Source organism: Mesorhizobium sp. WSM4815, assembly GCF_055811575.1.
In genome coordinates this window covers 68,754-82,780 of the sequence record NZ_JBVVQS010000079.1, presented here as the reverse complement: position 1 = coordinate 82,780, position 14,027 = coordinate 68,754, and the positions used below count along the sequence as shown (strand labels likewise).

At 63.6% G+C, this 14,027-nt stretch carries 13 protein-coding genes and 1 tRNA gene; 6 read left to right on the top strand and 8 right to left on the bottom strand.

Going from position 1 to position 14,027, the window contains the following annotated elements; translation table 11 throughout:
• Positions 1-60: 60 nt before the first annotated feature.
• Complete coding sequence (locus AC0L2B_RS05890) at positions 61-375, bottom strand: DUF167 domain-containing protein (protein ID WP_473744566.1); 315 nt, start codon at positions 373-375, stop codon at positions 61-63.
• Between the two features lie 10 nt (positions 376-385).
• Complete coding sequence (locus AC0L2B_RS05885; RefSeq protein ID WP_023800489.1) at positions 386-676, bottom strand: YggT family protein; 291 nt, start codon at positions 674-676, stop codon at positions 386-388.
• 161 nt (positions 677-837) lie between these two features.
• On the opposite strand from AC0L2B_RS05885, the gene AC0L2B_RS05880 reads away from it, so the two are divergent.
• From AC0L2B_RS05880 to AC0L2B_RS05855, 6 genes are all read left to right on the top strand, one after another.
• Positions 838-913, top strand: a tRNA-Ala gene (locus tag AC0L2B_RS05880).
• Positions 914-1,431: 518 nt separating this feature from the next.
• Positions 1,432-2,346, top strand: a complete 915-nt coding sequence (locus AC0L2B_RS05875; RefSeq protein ID WP_473744565.1) for a sugar phosphate isomerase/epimerase family protein — start codon at positions 1,432-1,434, stop codon at positions 2,344-2,346.
• Between the two features lie 71 nt (positions 2,347-2,417).
• Positions 2,418-3,452, top strand: a complete 1,035-nt coding sequence (locus AC0L2B_RS05870; protein WP_473744564.1) for an ABC transporter substrate-binding protein — start codon at positions 2,418-2,420, stop codon at positions 3,450-3,452.
• Between the two features lie 210 nt (positions 3,453-3,662).
• Entirely contained in the window at positions 3,663-5,201 is a 1,539-nt protein-coding gene (locus AC0L2B_RS05865; RefSeq protein ID WP_473744563.1) for a sugar ABC transporter ATP-binding protein, read from the top strand.
• Positions 5,198-6,226 (top strand): ABC transporter permease, encoded by a 1,029-nt coding sequence (locus AC0L2B_RS05860; protein WP_473744562.1) that lies wholly within the window; start codon positions 5,198-5,200, stop codon positions 6,224-6,226. Before AC0L2B_RS05865 ends, AC0L2B_RS05860 begins: the two co-directional genes overlap by 4 nt.
• Positions 6,223-7,203 carry an ABC transporter permease gene (locus AC0L2B_RS05855; RefSeq protein WP_023800493.1) on the top strand — a complete coding sequence of 327 codons (981 nt, stop codon included), beginning with the start codon at positions 6,223-6,225 and terminating at the stop codon, positions 7,201-7,203. The genes AC0L2B_RS05860 and AC0L2B_RS05855 overlap by 4 nt, the downstream gene beginning before the upstream one ends.
• A gap of 39 nt (positions 7,204-7,242) precedes the next feature.
• On the opposite strand, the gene AC0L2B_RS05850 is transcribed toward AC0L2B_RS05855, so the two are convergent.
• The 6 genes from AC0L2B_RS05850 to AC0L2B_RS05825 form a co-directional block, all read right to left on the bottom strand.
• Entirely contained in the window at positions 7,243-7,677 is a 435-nt protein-coding gene (locus tag AC0L2B_RS05850) for an FKBP-type peptidyl-prolyl cis-trans isomerase (RefSeq protein WP_473744561.1), read from the bottom strand.
• Between the two features lie 702 nt (positions 7,678-8,379).
• Positions 8,380-9,186 carry a cytochrome c oxidase subunit 3 gene (locus AC0L2B_RS05845; protein WP_473744560.1) on the bottom strand — a complete coding sequence of 269 codons (807 nt, stop codon included), beginning with the start codon at positions 9,184-9,186 and terminating at the stop codon, positions 8,380-8,382.
• Positions 9,183-10,757: a cytochrome c oxidase subunit I gene (locus AC0L2B_RS05840; RefSeq protein WP_473744559.1), complete on the bottom strand. Its 1,575-nt coding sequence runs from the start codon at positions 10,755-10,757 to the stop codon at positions 9,183-9,185. The genes AC0L2B_RS05845 and AC0L2B_RS05840 overlap by 4 nt, the downstream gene beginning before the upstream one ends.
• Positions 10,754-11,578, bottom strand: coding sequence for a cytochrome c oxidase subunit II (gene coxB / locus AC0L2B_RS05835; RefSeq protein ID WP_091592347.1), 825 nt, complete (start codon positions 11,576-11,578; stop codon positions 10,754-10,756). Before coxB ends, AC0L2B_RS05840 begins: the two co-directional genes overlap by 4 nt.
• A 5-nt stretch (positions 11,579-11,583) precedes the next feature.
• Entirely contained in the window at positions 11,584-13,197 is a 1,614-nt protein-coding gene (locus AC0L2B_RS05830; protein WP_128173634.1) for a GMC family oxidoreductase, read from the bottom strand.
• Positions 13,194-13,742, bottom strand: coding sequence for a sugar dehydrogenase complex small subunit (locus tag AC0L2B_RS05825; protein WP_473744558.1), 549 nt, complete (start codon positions 13,740-13,742; stop codon positions 13,194-13,196). Before AC0L2B_RS05825 ends, AC0L2B_RS05830 begins: the two co-directional genes overlap by 4 nt.
• Positions 13,743-14,027 lie beyond the last annotated feature (285 nt).

The window sequence follows — 14,027 nt, the reverse complement described above, 5'->3', positions numbered from 1 at the left end:
GGTGGACCGACGATGTCTGATCACAAGCACCTCGCAGCAGGCCACCTCAACGCGGCGCGCTTAGCCGCCACCCAACGCCTCGACGGCTTTCGCCAGCGCCGCCGGATCGCCTGATATGCGCAGCGTCTTCAGCCGGGCCGTGCCGCCGGCGATGACCGAGACGGCCGATCGCGGCACGCCCAGCGTCTTGGCGACCAGCCGTTCGAGCGCCTGGTTGGCGGCGCCGTTTTCCGGCACGGCACGGACGCGCGCCTTCAGATGGCTTCGCCCGTCTGCCGAGATCTCGATGCCTTCGAGCCTGTCCATCGCCGCTTTCGGCGTCAGCCGGACGAACAGGTCGACGCCGTCGTTACGCGGGCGAAACGGCCCGGTCATGGAACCGCCGTCAGACGACCAGCGGCGCCACCGTGGTGAGCAGGAACTGCCGCAAGAAGAACAGGATCAAAAGCAGGATGATCGGCGAAATATCGATGCCGCCGAGATCGGGCAGGAAGCGACGGATCGGCCGCAGCGCCGGCTCGGTCAGCCGGAACAGCATGTTGCTGACGCTATCGACGAACTGGTTGCGCGAGTTGACGACGTTGAAGGCGTAGAGCCAGGAGAAAATCGCCGAAGCGATGATGATCCACCAATAAATGTCAAGCGCCAGGACAATGGTCTGAATGAGGGCTATCATGCCGGTCTCCGATTGTTGCCGACATGTAGCCATTGCAGGCGGAGGCGGCAAGAGCCAGCTTCGCGGCACGGCAGGCCGGTGGCTGGCCGCCCGGCTTTTGGGCAAAACGCCGTCTTGACAGGAAACCGCCGCGCCCGATAAATGCGCGCATTCCGCTGGACGGGGCTGTAGCTCAGCTGGGAGAGCGCGTCGTTCGCAATGACGAGGTCAGGAGTTCGATCCTCCTCAGCTCCACCAGCGGATTTTTACCTCAGTAAAATCAAGAAGATAGCTGTACCGGCACCCCGAACGCGCTCTGGCGGGCTTTTGAGCTTGGGGCTTAAACCTGGCCATCAAGCCATTCCCTCAGATCGGGGTCCTCGTGACCTTCAGGGATAGGCGGTCTCGTTCTAACGTACCAGATCACGCCAAATCCAACTGCCGCCCACGCGCCAGCAACCACGAATGTGATGATGTCAGTCACTTCAAACCCCTAAGCCCGACACATCATTAGCTCGACCGAAATCGCCCCACAAGAGCAAAATCAGGTCGTTGCCGGAGCGGGCTGGCGCCCAGCCAAGGGAAGTCCTGCTGTTGTCAAGACGCCTAACTAAATCCAGCCGTTCCGCACGGCTGTCACGGCCACTCACGATGGCCTGCTCTGCGACGATCCGGTGGCATTCGTCAGACAGGTTTGCGCATTGCCGGCGGCGACACGGTTGAAGCGGCCTGCACAATCGGCATAGTAGGCCGGTCGTGAACCACGGGAGGGCCACATGAAGCTCGGATTGCTCACCGCACCGTTTGCCGACACCCCGCTTGGCGAGGTCGCCGACTGGGCAAGTTCTGCCGGCTTCGAGGCGCTGGAGATCGCCTGCTGGCCGAAATCCTCGGGTGCTGCCCGGCGCTATGCCGGCACCAGCCATATCGACGCCGCCTCGACCTCGACCTCGCAGGCCAAGGAAATCGCCGCCGCACTGGCGGAAGAGAACCTGTCGATCTCCGGCCTCGGCTTTTATCCCAATCCGCTGCATCCCGATGCCGCCCACCGCAAGGCCGTCGTCGATCATTTGAACAAGGTGATCGTGCTGGCGAGCCATATGGGCGTGCCTGTCGTCAACACCTTCTGCGGCGGCGACGCCTCAAAAACCATCGACGCCAACTGGCAAGAGGCACTCAAACTGTGGCCCGATATCATCGCCCATGCGCGCGACAACGGCGTCAAGCTGGCTTTTGAGAACTGCCCGATGATCTTCAGCTACGACGAATGGCCGGGCGGCCACAACATCGCCTATTCGCCCTATATCTGGCGCCGCATCCTCGAGGCATGGGGCGGCGACGTCGGCATGAACTTCGACCCGTCGCATCTGGTCTGGCAGATGATCAGCCAGGCCCGCTTCATCAGGGAATTCGGCCCGTACATGCTGCATGTCCATGCCAAGGACCTGATGATCGATCATGATGGGCTTTACGAGCGCGGTATCCTCTCGGCCGGCATGGGCTGGCAGGTGCCTCGCATGCCGGGGCTTGGCGATGTCGACTGGAATGTGATCTTCTCCGGCCTCTACCGCGCCGGCTACGACGGACCTATCATCATCGAACACGAGGACCGGCGCTTTGAAGGAAGCGACGACGAGGTCAAGCGCGGCTTTCTGCTCGCCCGCGACGTGCTGCGCCCCTTCGTGAAATGAGGCCCCTTTTTGAACTGAACTGAAAACCCCCTTTTCGAACTGAACTGAAAACAATGTGGAGGAAGACTGAAATGAAAAAATTTTTGGCAATGGTCCCGCTGCTTGCCGGCGCGGCGTTTCTGGCTTCGGTGGGCGTCTCGTCCGCTGAAGCCAAATACACGATCGGCGTCTCCAACACGGTGCAGGGCAATGGCTGGCGCGAGGAGATGATCTGCGCCATCAAGGCGCAGGCGCTTGCCTCCGGCGAGGTCACCAAGCTCAACATCGCCCATCGCAACACCGACGCCGCCGGCCAGCTCGAGGACATCCGCAACCTGATCAGCGCCAAGGTTAACGCCATCGTCGTCAACCCGGCCGATCCCGCCGGCATCAAGTCAGCGCTCGAGGAAGCCACCAAGGCCGGCATCGTCGTCGTCGCCGTCGACCAGGCGGTCACCGAGCCTTCGGCCTACATCATCTCCAACAACCAGGAACAGTACGCCTATCTCGGCGCCAAATGGCTGTTCCAGCAGATCGGCGGCAAGGGCGACGTCGTCTATATGCGTGGTGCCGCCGGCGCCTCGGCCGACAGCGACCGCGACAAGGGTTTTAAGAAGGCGCTCGCCGAATTCCCCGACGTCAAGGTCGTGCATGAGGTCTTCACCGGCTGGCAGCAGGACCAGGGCAAGCAGCAGATCCTCGATTTCATCGCCACCGGATCGCCGTTCAACGGCATCTGGACCTCAGGCATCGACAATGTGATCGTCGACGCGCTGGTCGAGTCGCAGACGCCGCTGGTGCCGGTGGTCGGCGCCGACAATGCCGGCTTCGTCGGCCAGTTGAACTCGGTCGAAGGCCTCGTCGGCGCGGCGGTGACCAATCCCGGCTCGATCGGCGGTGCCGGCGTGACCCTGGCCCTGCAGATCCTGAACGGCAAGAAGCCGGCGGAGCAGACCGTGCTGGTCGAGCCGCAGCTGTGGGAGAACGCCACCGAAGAGGGCAAGGCCAAGCTGAAGAGCGTAGCCGATCCGTCGCTGAGCCCGGAATGGCCGGTCTCGATCTCCATCCCGGAGTGGACCACCTACACCAAGGAGCAGATCATCGCCTGCAAGGGCCCGGGCGAGTAATGATCGCTGCCGCGCTTCCTCCTTCTCGCCTTGTGGGAGAAGGTGGATCGGCGCGCAGCGCCGAGACGGATGAGGGGTGTTGGACGAATGAGACGTTGGTGTTCCCTGGAACACCCCTCATCCGACCTCGCTTCGCGAGGCCACCTTCTCCCACAAGGGGAGAAGGCAAGATCGCCGTTTTAGACAACTTTGAACGAGAGCAACGCGATTTTGACCACCAACCCGCTCCTGGACGCCACCGGCGTCGTAAAAACCTACGGCGCCGTGGTGGCGTTGCGCAACGCGTCGCTGTCGGTCCTGCCGGGCGAGGTTCACGCCCTGATGGGCGCCAATGGCGCCGGCAAATCGACGCTGGTCAAAATCCTGACCGGCGCCATCCGCGCCGATACCGGGCATATCCTGATCCGCGGCGAGACGCGCGACGTGCGCTCGCCTGCCGATGCGCGCCGCGCCGGCCTGCTTCCGGTCTACCAGGAACCATCGCTGATCCCCGATCTCGACGTCGCCTCCAACCTTCGCCTGACCGACACGCCGGTCGAGCCGTTCCGCGCCTGGGTGCGCGAACTCGGCATTCCCGACCTCGACATACGCGACACCGCGCGCGACATCCCGCTGGCCGTGCTGCGCGTGCTCGACCTGGCGCGGGCGCTGGCGGTCGAGCCCGACGTTTTGCTGCTCGACGAGATGACCGCAGCATTGCCGGCTAACCTTGCCGAAAAGGTGCTTGAGGTCGTTCGCCGCCAGGGCGACAGCGGCCGTTCTGTGATCTTCATTTCCCACCGCTTTGTCGAGATATCGGCGCTTTGCGACCGTGCCACCGTGCTTCGCGACGGCGAGACTGTCGGCGTCGTCGACATCGAGCCGGGCGTCGAGGAGCGCATCGTCGAGATGATGCTCGGCGCCAAGGTCGAGAAGACGCGCGTGACGGCGCGCCAGGCGAGCCAGGCCGCTTCGCCTGGGGATAGCCGCGCGCGCCTCGGCGTGGCGAACCTTCGTGTCGGCACCAAGCTCAACGACGTCTCGTTCGACCTGGCGAATGGCGAGGTCGCTGGCGTCGTCGCGCTCGAGGGCCAAGGCCAGGACGAGCTGTTCGCCGCGCTCGCCGGCTCGATCCGCCCGTCCGGCGGCACGATCGAGGTGGACGGGCAGCCGGTGAAATTCGCGCATCCGGCCGATGCGATCCGCGCCGGCATCGCCTATGTGCCCGGCGACCGCACCGAAGCGCTGACCATGCAGCGCTCGGTGCGCGAAAACATCGCCCTCCCGTTCAGCGCCGCCTTGCGCAACTGGGGGCCGATCAACACGGCGCAGGAACGCTCAAGGGTCGTCAGCGCGATCGAGCGTCTGCAGATCGACACCCGCGCCCAGCGCGAGGTGCAGCGGCTGTCCGGCGGCAACCAGCAGAAGGTGACGATCGCCCGCTGGATCGCCGCTGAGGCACAGACCATCCTCTGCTTCGACCCGACGCGCGGCATCGATGTGGGCACCAAGCAGGAGATTTACAAGCTGCTGCGCGAACTCGCCGACCAGGGCAAGTCGGTGCTGTTCTATACATCCGAACTCGAGGAGGTGCAGCGTGTCTGCGATCGCGTCATCGTCATCTTTGGGGGACGCGTCGTCGATGTCTTCCCCGTCGAACTCGCCGACGAGCCGGCACTGATGCGCGCCGCTTACGGCTTGCCGCGCGGCGCCAAGGTGGACGTCGGCATTCTTGCCGATATCCACTCGAGCCCGGTGGCGAAACCTTGACCCGCCTCGTCCGTCGTCAGGGCTGGGTCGCCGGCCTGCTCGTCCTGTTCGTGGTCCTGCTGGTGATCACCAGGCTCATCCAGCCGGGCTATGGCAGTGGCGATTTCGGCTCGCTGGTGCGCGCGGTGCTGCCTTACGCCTTTGCCGTGGCCGCCCAGACGATTGTCGTCATCGCCGGCGGCATCGACCTTTCCGTCGGCGCCATGATGGCGCTGACCAGCGTCACCGCCGCCTCGATGATGGACGGCGCCAGCGAGGAATACGCGCTTTTCGTCGTGCCGTTCGTGCTGGCCATGGGACTGGTGCTAGGCGCCGTCAACGGCATGCTGATCGTCGTCACCCGCGTGCCCGATATCGTCGTCACGCTGGCCACCCTGTTCGTCCTGCAGGGCGCGGCGCTGCTGGTGCTCGGCGCGCCCGGCGGCGCGGTCGCCGAATGGCTGCGGGCGACCATCGTCGGCACCGTCGCGATCCCGGGCTTGCCAGAAATCTCTGCCTGGATACCGAAGGCGCTGGTGCTTCTGGTCGTCTGCCTGTGCATCATCTGGATACCGCTCAAGCGCTCAAAACTCGGCCTGTCGATCTACGCCATCGGCAGCAGCGAGCTCGCCGCATTTCGCAGCGGCGTGCCGGTCGCGCGCACCAAAATTATCGCCTATGCCCTGTCGGGGCTTTTCGCTGCCATGGGCGGGCTGGCGCTGACCATGAGCACAGGCATCGGCGCCCCTATTCCCGGCCCCTATCTTCTCGCCAGCGTGGCGGCGGTGGTGCTCGGCGGCGTAGCGCTTGGCGGCGGCAAGGGGGGCCTGCTCGGCCCGATCGTCGCCGTCTTCGTGCTGCGGCTGGTGCGCACCGACCTGACGCTCTTGGCCATCGATCCCAACGTCACCGCAATCATCGAGGGCGCGATCATGGTAGCCGTCGTCATGTTCGGCGCCTTTATTACGATGAGGGGGCGCCGTAGAACGCCATCTCCCGGCAAGCGCACTAACATCGCGCCACCCCAATCGCGAGCAACCTCATGAGCACAACCGCGATCCAACCCGTCCCCTTCGGCCGCCGCCTGAAGCGCTTCATGGCCGACCGGCCGCTGATCCCGCTGATCATCCTGCTCGTCATCCTGGTGGTGGTCCTGCAGATCCTGCGCCCCGGCATCGTCAACGAGCGGTGGCTCGCCAACACCGTCAAATTCGCCATTCCGCTGGCAATTCTGGCCGGATGCCAGACCATGACCATGTTGACCGGCGGCATCGATCTGTCGGTCGGAACCGTGGCGACGATGAGCGCCTTCATCATGGCGACGCAGGTCGTCAACCATGACCCGGCGGTGGCGATCCTGATCGCCTTGGTGCCGGCGGTGCTGATTGGGCTGGTCAACGGCATCGGCGTCGGCGTGTTTCGCGTGCACCCACTGATCATGACGCTTGGCACCAGCCTGATCGGCACCGGCTGCCTGCAGGTCTATCAGCGCACCGTCATCGCTTCGGGCGCCAAGATTCCGCCCTTCCTGGCCTGGTTGGGCACTGGCCTCACCTATGGCGTGCCCAACGCGCTGCTGCTGTTCGTGCCCATCGCCGTCCTCATCGTCTTCACCTTGAACCGCACCGGCTTTGGCCGCCTGCTTTACGCAGTCGGCGACAATGAAGGGGCGGCACGCCTGTCCGGCGTCCGCTACTGGCAGGTCATCACAGCGCTCTACGTCATCTCCAGCGTGCTCGCCGGCATCACCGGCCTGCTCTACATCGGCCTGATCAAGGCGCCGTCGCTGTCGCTGGCCGAACCGCTGGTGCTGCCTTCGGTGGCAGCCGCGGTGATCGGCGGCACCTCGATCTTCGGCGGCCGCGGCGGCTACACCGGCACCATCATTGGCGCCCTGATCCTCACCGTGCTGACGACACTGCTGACCATTTTGCAGATGCCCGAAGGCGCACGGCGGATACTGTTCGGGCTGATCGTGCTGTTCGTGACGGCGGCGTATTTGCGGATTATTGAGGATCGGTAGGGGCGCTGGAGCCGGGGCCTCTTTTGACGGAAGCATAGTCTACGCCGCCTGAACGATCTCGACCAGTTCAACGTCGAACACCAGATCCTTTCCGGCCAACGGATGATTGCCGTCGAGCTTGACGCTGGCGTCGTCGACGCCGACGACCGTCACCTGCATGGGGCGCCCTTCGGGGGTTCTGGCCTGCAATCGAGTACCGATATCGAGGTTGAGGTTGTCCGGCACCCTGGCGCGGTCGACGGTCATGACCGCTTCGGGGCGGTGGGGGCCATAGGCAGCGTCGGCGGGAACGGTGACGGTGCTTTTCGCGCCTATCTCCATGCCCTCGACATGGGTCTCAAGGCCGGGGATCACTTGCCCTTCACCGAGCTTGAATTGCAGCGGTTCGCTGCCGGAAGAATCGAATTGAGTGCCGTCGGCTAGACGTCCAGTATAATTGATGCGCACGGTGTCGCCATTCTTGGCCTGTGTCATGGCAGTCATCCTTTGGGATATTTGAGGGACCGGCCAGAGTTCACGGTCCCGTTTTCGATCATCCACGCACTAAGGTGCGCGGCGCGAACTCTAAAACTAGGGGCTTGGCTGCCGATGTAAACCCACAATGCCGATTCAGCCACCTGCGTAAAAGACAGGTCGCGGAGGCGGACTGGGATTGTTCGCCAAGGATCTGGGGCGCGCATTTTCGAGCATGTCGTGGCGACAGAGATTGCGAAGACTCTGATCGGCCACCCACCCCGCGGTTTTTGGCGTTTGCTGATGTTGAGCGACGTCAGCTTTCGCGCAAGCGCATCAACCTTCAACAGCCAAGCTCCCCTGCTCCGCCTCCCCCGCATTAGGATCCCCCGGCGCCGTCGCCGGTCACAATGACGCTCTGCCATTGCGGCCTCATCCTGAAACGCAACTTGCCTTTAGGCAAAACCACGGCCGCAATTCTTTTGCAACTACAGCTTGAGATGTGCTTGGTCGATTGATGATCGAGGAGGGGAGCCACTACACTACTTGATCCTGCAGGAAACTGATCGACTATGGAGTAAGGTCACTTCCGCCAGAGGCAGCTCTTCTGGGTGCTTTTGAGTTTGCTTCTATCCAACTTTGAACCGCGAAGGCCCGCCCTCAGCCGGCTCCCAGATATGTTTCAGCAATGCCGATGCTAGTCGACGTCGCGTCGGCACGCTCCTAGCTGGCCCAGGCGTAGAAGACGGCGAACAGCAGAAGCCACACCGCATCGACAAAATGCCAGTACCAGGATGCCGCCGTCGGGATGAAGCCGGCGCCGCCGGCTGAGCGCGCGCGGATCACCCGATATGCGGCGATCGACAGCAACAAGATGCCGATAACGACGTGCAGGCCGTGGAAGCCAGTCGTAAGGAAGAAGATCGAGGGATAGACACCGTCGCGGAATCCCACCGAGGCGAGGCTGAATTCCCGAAGCTGAAGGCCGACGAACACGCCGCCGAGCGCGATCGCCACGGTAAGCCCGATAGCCGAAAGCTGCCATCGCTCTTTCAGAAGCCAGTCGTGCGCCGCTGCGACGCAGACCCCCGACGCGACGAGGATCACTGTGTTGAGAACCGGGCCGCCCCAAGGGTCGTCGGGGCGCATCGGCGTAGGTGGCCATGAGCTGAACCCCGCGACCTCCGGATAGATCGCGTATCGTAGGTAGGCGGCGAACAAGGCGGCGAAGAACGCTACCTCGGACGCGATTAAGGCGATGATCGCGATCCTCGGGCCAAAGGTGTTTCGCGGATCATTCGCACGCTCACCACTCGTCGCCCGCGACCACGCTGTCAGAGCGATGAACAATGGCAGAAGCCCCACCGCGATCACGAGCGGACCGAGTACCGCGATGCTGCCTGCCAGCGTGCCGAACAGCGACGGGTGGAAGAGCGCGAGACCGGCGCACGCTAGCAGGAACAGCGAGACAGCAATCGCGACAGGCCATCGGCCATCCGTGCCGCCGACCTCGGTGACAGTCTTGCTCACGCGCCTGCCTCCGCGCCCGCCGTGCCGCGCGCACGCGCCATCTCGGGATCGTCATCCCATTCATGCGTGAAAGCCGGACCCCACACATCGCGCGGGGCCAGCGCGCCACGCCGCAGCGAGACCGCAAGCATCACCAGGAACAGCAGCGTGGAGGCGAGCGCGAGCACAGCGCCGAGCGACGCAATCATATTCCAGCCCAAGAAACCGTCCGGATAATCCGCGATGCGCCGTGGCATTCCTGCCAGTCCGAGGAAATGCATCGGGAAAAACAGAACGTTGGTGCCGATGAAGAAGCACCAGAAATGCAGCCATCCAACCCACTCCGGGAACATGCGTCCGGTCATGCGCGGAAACCAGTAATAGAAGCCGGCGAAGATCGCATAGGTCGCGCCGAGGCTCAGCACATAGTGGAAATGCGCGACGACGTAGTAGGTGTTGTGCAGCACTTGATCCGCGCCGGCATTGGCAAGCACGATCCCCGTCGTGCCGCCGACCGTGAACATGATGATGAAGCCCAGCGCCCACAGCATCGGCACGGTGAGGCGGATCGACCCGCCCCACATAGTGGCAATCCAGGCGAACACCTTGATGCCGGTCGGCACCGCGATCACCATCGAGGCCAGCGTGAAGAAGGCACGCGGCGCGAAGCCGCCACCGACGGTGAACATATGGTGCGCCCAGACGATGAAACCCAGCGCCGCAATTGATGCCATCGCCAGCACCATGCCGAGATAACCGAAAATCGGGCGACCTGAGAACCGCGAGACGATCTGGCTGATGATGCCGAAGGCCGGCAGGATCATGATGTAGACCTCCGGATGGCCGAAGAACCAGAAGAGGTTCATGAACAGCATCGGGTCTCCGCCGCCGGCTGGATCGAAAAAGGCGCCGCCGAAATTGCGGTCGGCAAGCAGCATCGCCAGCGCGGCAGCCAGCACCGGCATGGCGAGAAGCAGCATGAGCGACGAAATCAGGATCGACCAAACGAACAGCGGCATGCCGAACAGCGGCAAGCGATCCTCGCGCATGTTGAGGATGGTAGTGACGAAATTGATCGCGCTGATCACGGAAGAAATGCCGGCCAAGTGCAGCGCGAGGATCGTCATGTCGACCGATGGTCCGGGCTGGCCGTCTATGCCCGACAGCGGCGGATAGAGGCTCCAGCCGGTACCCGTTCCGTCGCCGACCAGCAGCGACCCGATCAGCATGATCAAGGACAGCGGCAGCAACCAGAAGCCGAGACTGTTCAGTCCCGGAAAGGCCATGTCGCGCGCACCGATCATCAGCGGGACGAACCAGTTGCCGAAGCCGCCGATCAACGCCGGCATCACCATGTAGAAGATCATGATCAGGCCATGCGCGGTGATCAGCGCGTTCCAGGACTGGCCGTTGACGACATAGTCCATGCCCGGCTGCGCCAGTTCGAGCCGCATGTAGCCCGAGATCGCGCCGCCCAGCGTCCCCGCCATGATCGCGAATCCGAGATAAAGCGTGCCGATCGCCTTATGGTCGGTGGTGAACAGCCAAGCCGCAATCGACCGGCACTCGCGCCTATGTTCGGTGGCGCTCATTTCGCCACCTGCGCTGATATAGTCGCGGCGCTGACCACTGGATATCGCGTTGCAGCGTCCCGCACCCAGGCGTCGAAATCAGGCTGCGCCATGGCCTCGATCGCGATCGGCATGAAGGAGTGATTCAGACCGCAGATCTGATTGCACTGCCCGTAATAGACGCCCGGCTTCTCGACGCGTGTCCAGGTTTCGTTGAGGCGCCCGGGCATGGCGTAAATCTGTAGGCCCAGTGCCGGCATGAAGAAGGAGTGCACGACGTCCGACGATGTCACCTGTATGCGCACGACAGCGCCGACCGGGACAACCATGCGATTGTCGACCGCTAGCAGACGCGGTTCACCGGCCGGAACGGAGGCCGGCGGCAACATGATGGAATCGTATGCGAAGCCGCCATTGTCGGGATAGGAATAACGCCAGAACCACTGATGGCCGCTGGCCTTTATCGTCAACTGTGCGTCGGGAATATCGCTCTCATAGGCGAGCAGCTGGAGCGACGGCGCGGCGATCGCGCCCAGCACCAGCACCGGCGCGATAGTCCAGCCGAATTCCAGCCAGGGCATGCGCGTGACTTTTGACGCCGTGGGGTGCCGGCTCGCCCGGAAGCGCAAGAGCGCGAAACCGATCAGCATGGCGACGAGCGCGACGATGCAGACGCCGATCAGCAATATGTGGTCGTGCAGCGCAACGATCCGCTCCTTCGTCTCCGAGGCTGAGACGCCGAAACTTGTCTGCCAGTTCGCCGGCGCCTGCGCCAAGCCGTGCCGTGCGTCGAGCATCATTGCGGAGACAAAACCGAGGAAAACAGTGCCCCGCCCGCGCATGACATCTACGCCTTCAGCAGGGAGATGAGATGCGCGCCGAGGCGCGCACTGAGCGCCGCAATGGTGAGCGTGGGCGCATTCGCCGTGATGGACGGGAAGACGGACGAGCCAACGATGTAGAGGTTTGGATGGTCGTGGCTCTTCAGGTCCCTGTCGACGACCGAGGTGAGCGGGTCATCTCCCATGCGTGTCGTGCCGCCCATGATCGCGCTGTCAGCGATCGGGCCGAGCTGCTTGATCTGCGTGGCGCCGAGTGCAGCCATGAGCTTGTTCTGCACATCGCGCGCGACCGCCAGCCCGCGCGCCGTGTAGTCGTCAGACTTGAAGGCGATGTTCGGCCGCGGAATGCCGATCCCGTCCATCTGATTGCTCAGCGTCACGCGATTGTCCGGATTGGGAAGCATTTCGGCAGAGCTGCCAATGATCAGCTCCCGCGCGACGTGCGAACGGACTGCCGCCTTCAGCGCATCGCCGCGCAGGCCCTGTTTGATGAAGGTCGTCGCAGCCTGGAACGGACCGACCGCCCGCGCCCAGCCCTCGTTGGAAGGCGAGATGCCGATGGCCGCACGCTCGTTGCGGAAATCGCCGTCCCGAAGCTCGGCAATGCCACCGGTCGAGACCGGTCCGCGATAGGTGAACACGGGATCCCTGGTCAGTCCCTGAATGCCGACATCGATCTGCGACAGCAGATTGCGGCCGACCTGGTCGGAACTGTTCGCCACGCCCGTCGGCGCATTGTCTCCCGTCGAAAGCAGTAGCAGCTTTGGCGTCTCAATGGTATGCGCCGCGATGACCACAATTTTTCCGGTCGCGCTGCCCTCGCTGCGATCTGGGCGACGGTAACGCACTTCGGCAATGCGTTTGTCCGGGCCGACGACTAGCTCGTGCACCACGGCCTGCGGCTCGACATGCGCGCTGGCGCGCTCCGCGATGGCGAGATGATGCGTCGCGTCGTACTTCGCCTGGATGGGGCAGATCGGCACGCAACTCGCATTGCCGCAGCATTGCGGGCGGCCATCCCGCCACACCGAATTGCGCGCCTGTGGAAATGGCAACACCGAGTAGCCGAGCGCCTTGGCAGCGATGCCGACCTGCTTGTCGGCATAGGTCATGGGGATCGGTGGCATCGGAAACGACTTTGAGCGCGGCGCGCCGAAATCGGCGGTGTCGTCGCCCGCGACGCCGATCTCTTCCTCGGCGGCCTGATACCACGGCTCCATGTCGCCATAGGCAATAGGCCAATCGACGCCGACGCCGAACTTCGAGCGCATCTTGAAATCGTTTGGCCGGAACCGCGCGGCGAGCCCGCCCCAGTGCCACGTGGTGCCGCCGACGATCCTCGCCTGCTGTCCCCTAAAGGTGTCCGGCCCAGCCTCGACATAGTAGGCGGAGAAGTCGGATTCTTCCGGCTGCGGCGCATAGGGCTGGTCGGGGTAAGGCGAGTTCTGGCCCTTCGCGGACGAGTACTGGAATCGTGTCACAGCGGTGCCGCGATCGACGCGCGGTCCCGCCTCGAGGAACAGCACGCTGAAGCCTGCTTTCGCGATAGCCGCGCCGGCAAGCGCCGCGGCTACGCCTGAACCGACAAACACGACATCGGCGGACGCCGGCGCGGTCATTCGGAAAACCGTCCGGGCGGCGGTGCGTTCGCCCACGCGCCAAAATTCGTGTCGCATCGCGTCGGCGGCTTGGTGTAACCGCAGGCATGCCAGACGAACGCATCGAGATAGGTAAGGACGCGTTCTTCCGAGCCGTGCATAATGCTACCCGTATACCAGGCTTGGATGAGCGATTCCGACAGCGGTTTCAGCCCCGCCGACGCAACCGCGCTGTCCCATTCTGTCTCGGGCTGTTCCGTCACGATCGCATGCAGTTTTCCGAGATCGGCGGCGTCAGCCGAGAATGCCTGCAGGAACAATTCCGGCAGCGTGGCGTCGCTCGGCGACATGCCCGTCAGTATGCCTGTCAATTCGCGAAACGCGCCGAGGTCGATCGCGCTGCTCAACGCGACCTGGCTACGGGCCGCGGCGGGCAATCCGAAGAATGCGGCGAGCGTCGAGACGGCAATGAGAAGCTCCCGTCGCCGCACTGTTGCCGACGCAGAATGATGCGCCGCCGGCTGACCTACCTGCTTGGGCAGACGCGCATCGTCACTGCCAGCCATCGGTACCCTCAAGGCGAGCCTCTGCTGAAACAACCAGGCCGCACGCTATCTGAAGCTACGGCTCAATCTGAGCTTGGTCAATCGACCCTTTCAAGCTCAGAACAGTCGAGCCAGAGAGCTCCACATTTGAGATCAAAAGCGCCGCTTGGGCCTGACCTTGCACGCGGCGACCTATCCATGCGGTGGTCGTCCTCAGGAGGGAATAACTAAGCCGTCGGCCGGAAATAGCCGATGTCGAGCTTGCTTTGCCACCAAACATGCGGTCCGTCAGGCCCCCTCCACAGC

Excerpts from the sequence above, each read along its gene's own strand:
- AC0L2B_RS05890 (WP_473744566.1), bottom strand. The coding sequence starts at position 375 with ATGACCGGGCCGTTTCGCCCGCGTAACGACGGCGTCGACCTGTTCGTC.
- AC0L2B_RS05885 (WP_023800489.1), bottom strand. The coding sequence starts at position 676 with ATGATAGCCCTCATTCAGACCATTGTCCTGGCGCTTGACATTTATTGG.
- AC0L2B_RS05875 (WP_473744565.1), top strand. The coding sequence starts at position 1,432 with ATGAAGCTCGGATTGCTCACCGCACCGTTTGCCGACACCCCGCTTGGC.
- AC0L2B_RS05870 (WP_473744564.1), top strand. The coding sequence starts at position 2,418 with ATGAAAAAATTTTTGGCAATGGTCCCGCTGCTTGCCGGCGCGGCGTTT.
- AC0L2B_RS05855 (WP_023800493.1), top strand. The coding sequence starts at position 6,223 with ATGAGCACAACCGCGATCCAACCCGTCCCCTTCGGCCGCCGCCTGAAG.
- AC0L2B_RS05850 (WP_473744561.1), bottom strand. The coding sequence starts at position 7,677 with ATGACACAGGCCAAGAATGGCGACACCGTGCGCATCAATTATACTGGA.
- AC0L2B_RS05840 (WP_473744559.1), bottom strand. The coding sequence starts at position 10,757 with ATGAGCGCCACCGAACATAGGCGCGAGTGCCGGTCGATTGCGGCTTGG.
- coxB (WP_091592347.1), bottom strand. The coding sequence starts at position 11,578 with ATGCGCGGGCGGGGCACTGTTTTCCTCGGTTTTGTCTCCGCAATGATG.
- AC0L2B_RS05830 (WP_128173634.1), bottom strand. The coding sequence starts at position 13,197 with ATGACCGCGCCGGCGTCCGCCGATGTCGTGTTTGTCGGTTCAGGCGTA.
- AC0L2B_RS05825 (WP_473744558.1), bottom strand. The coding sequence starts at position 13,742 with ATGGCTGGCAGTGACGATGCGCGTCTGCCCAAGCAGGTAGGTCAGCCG.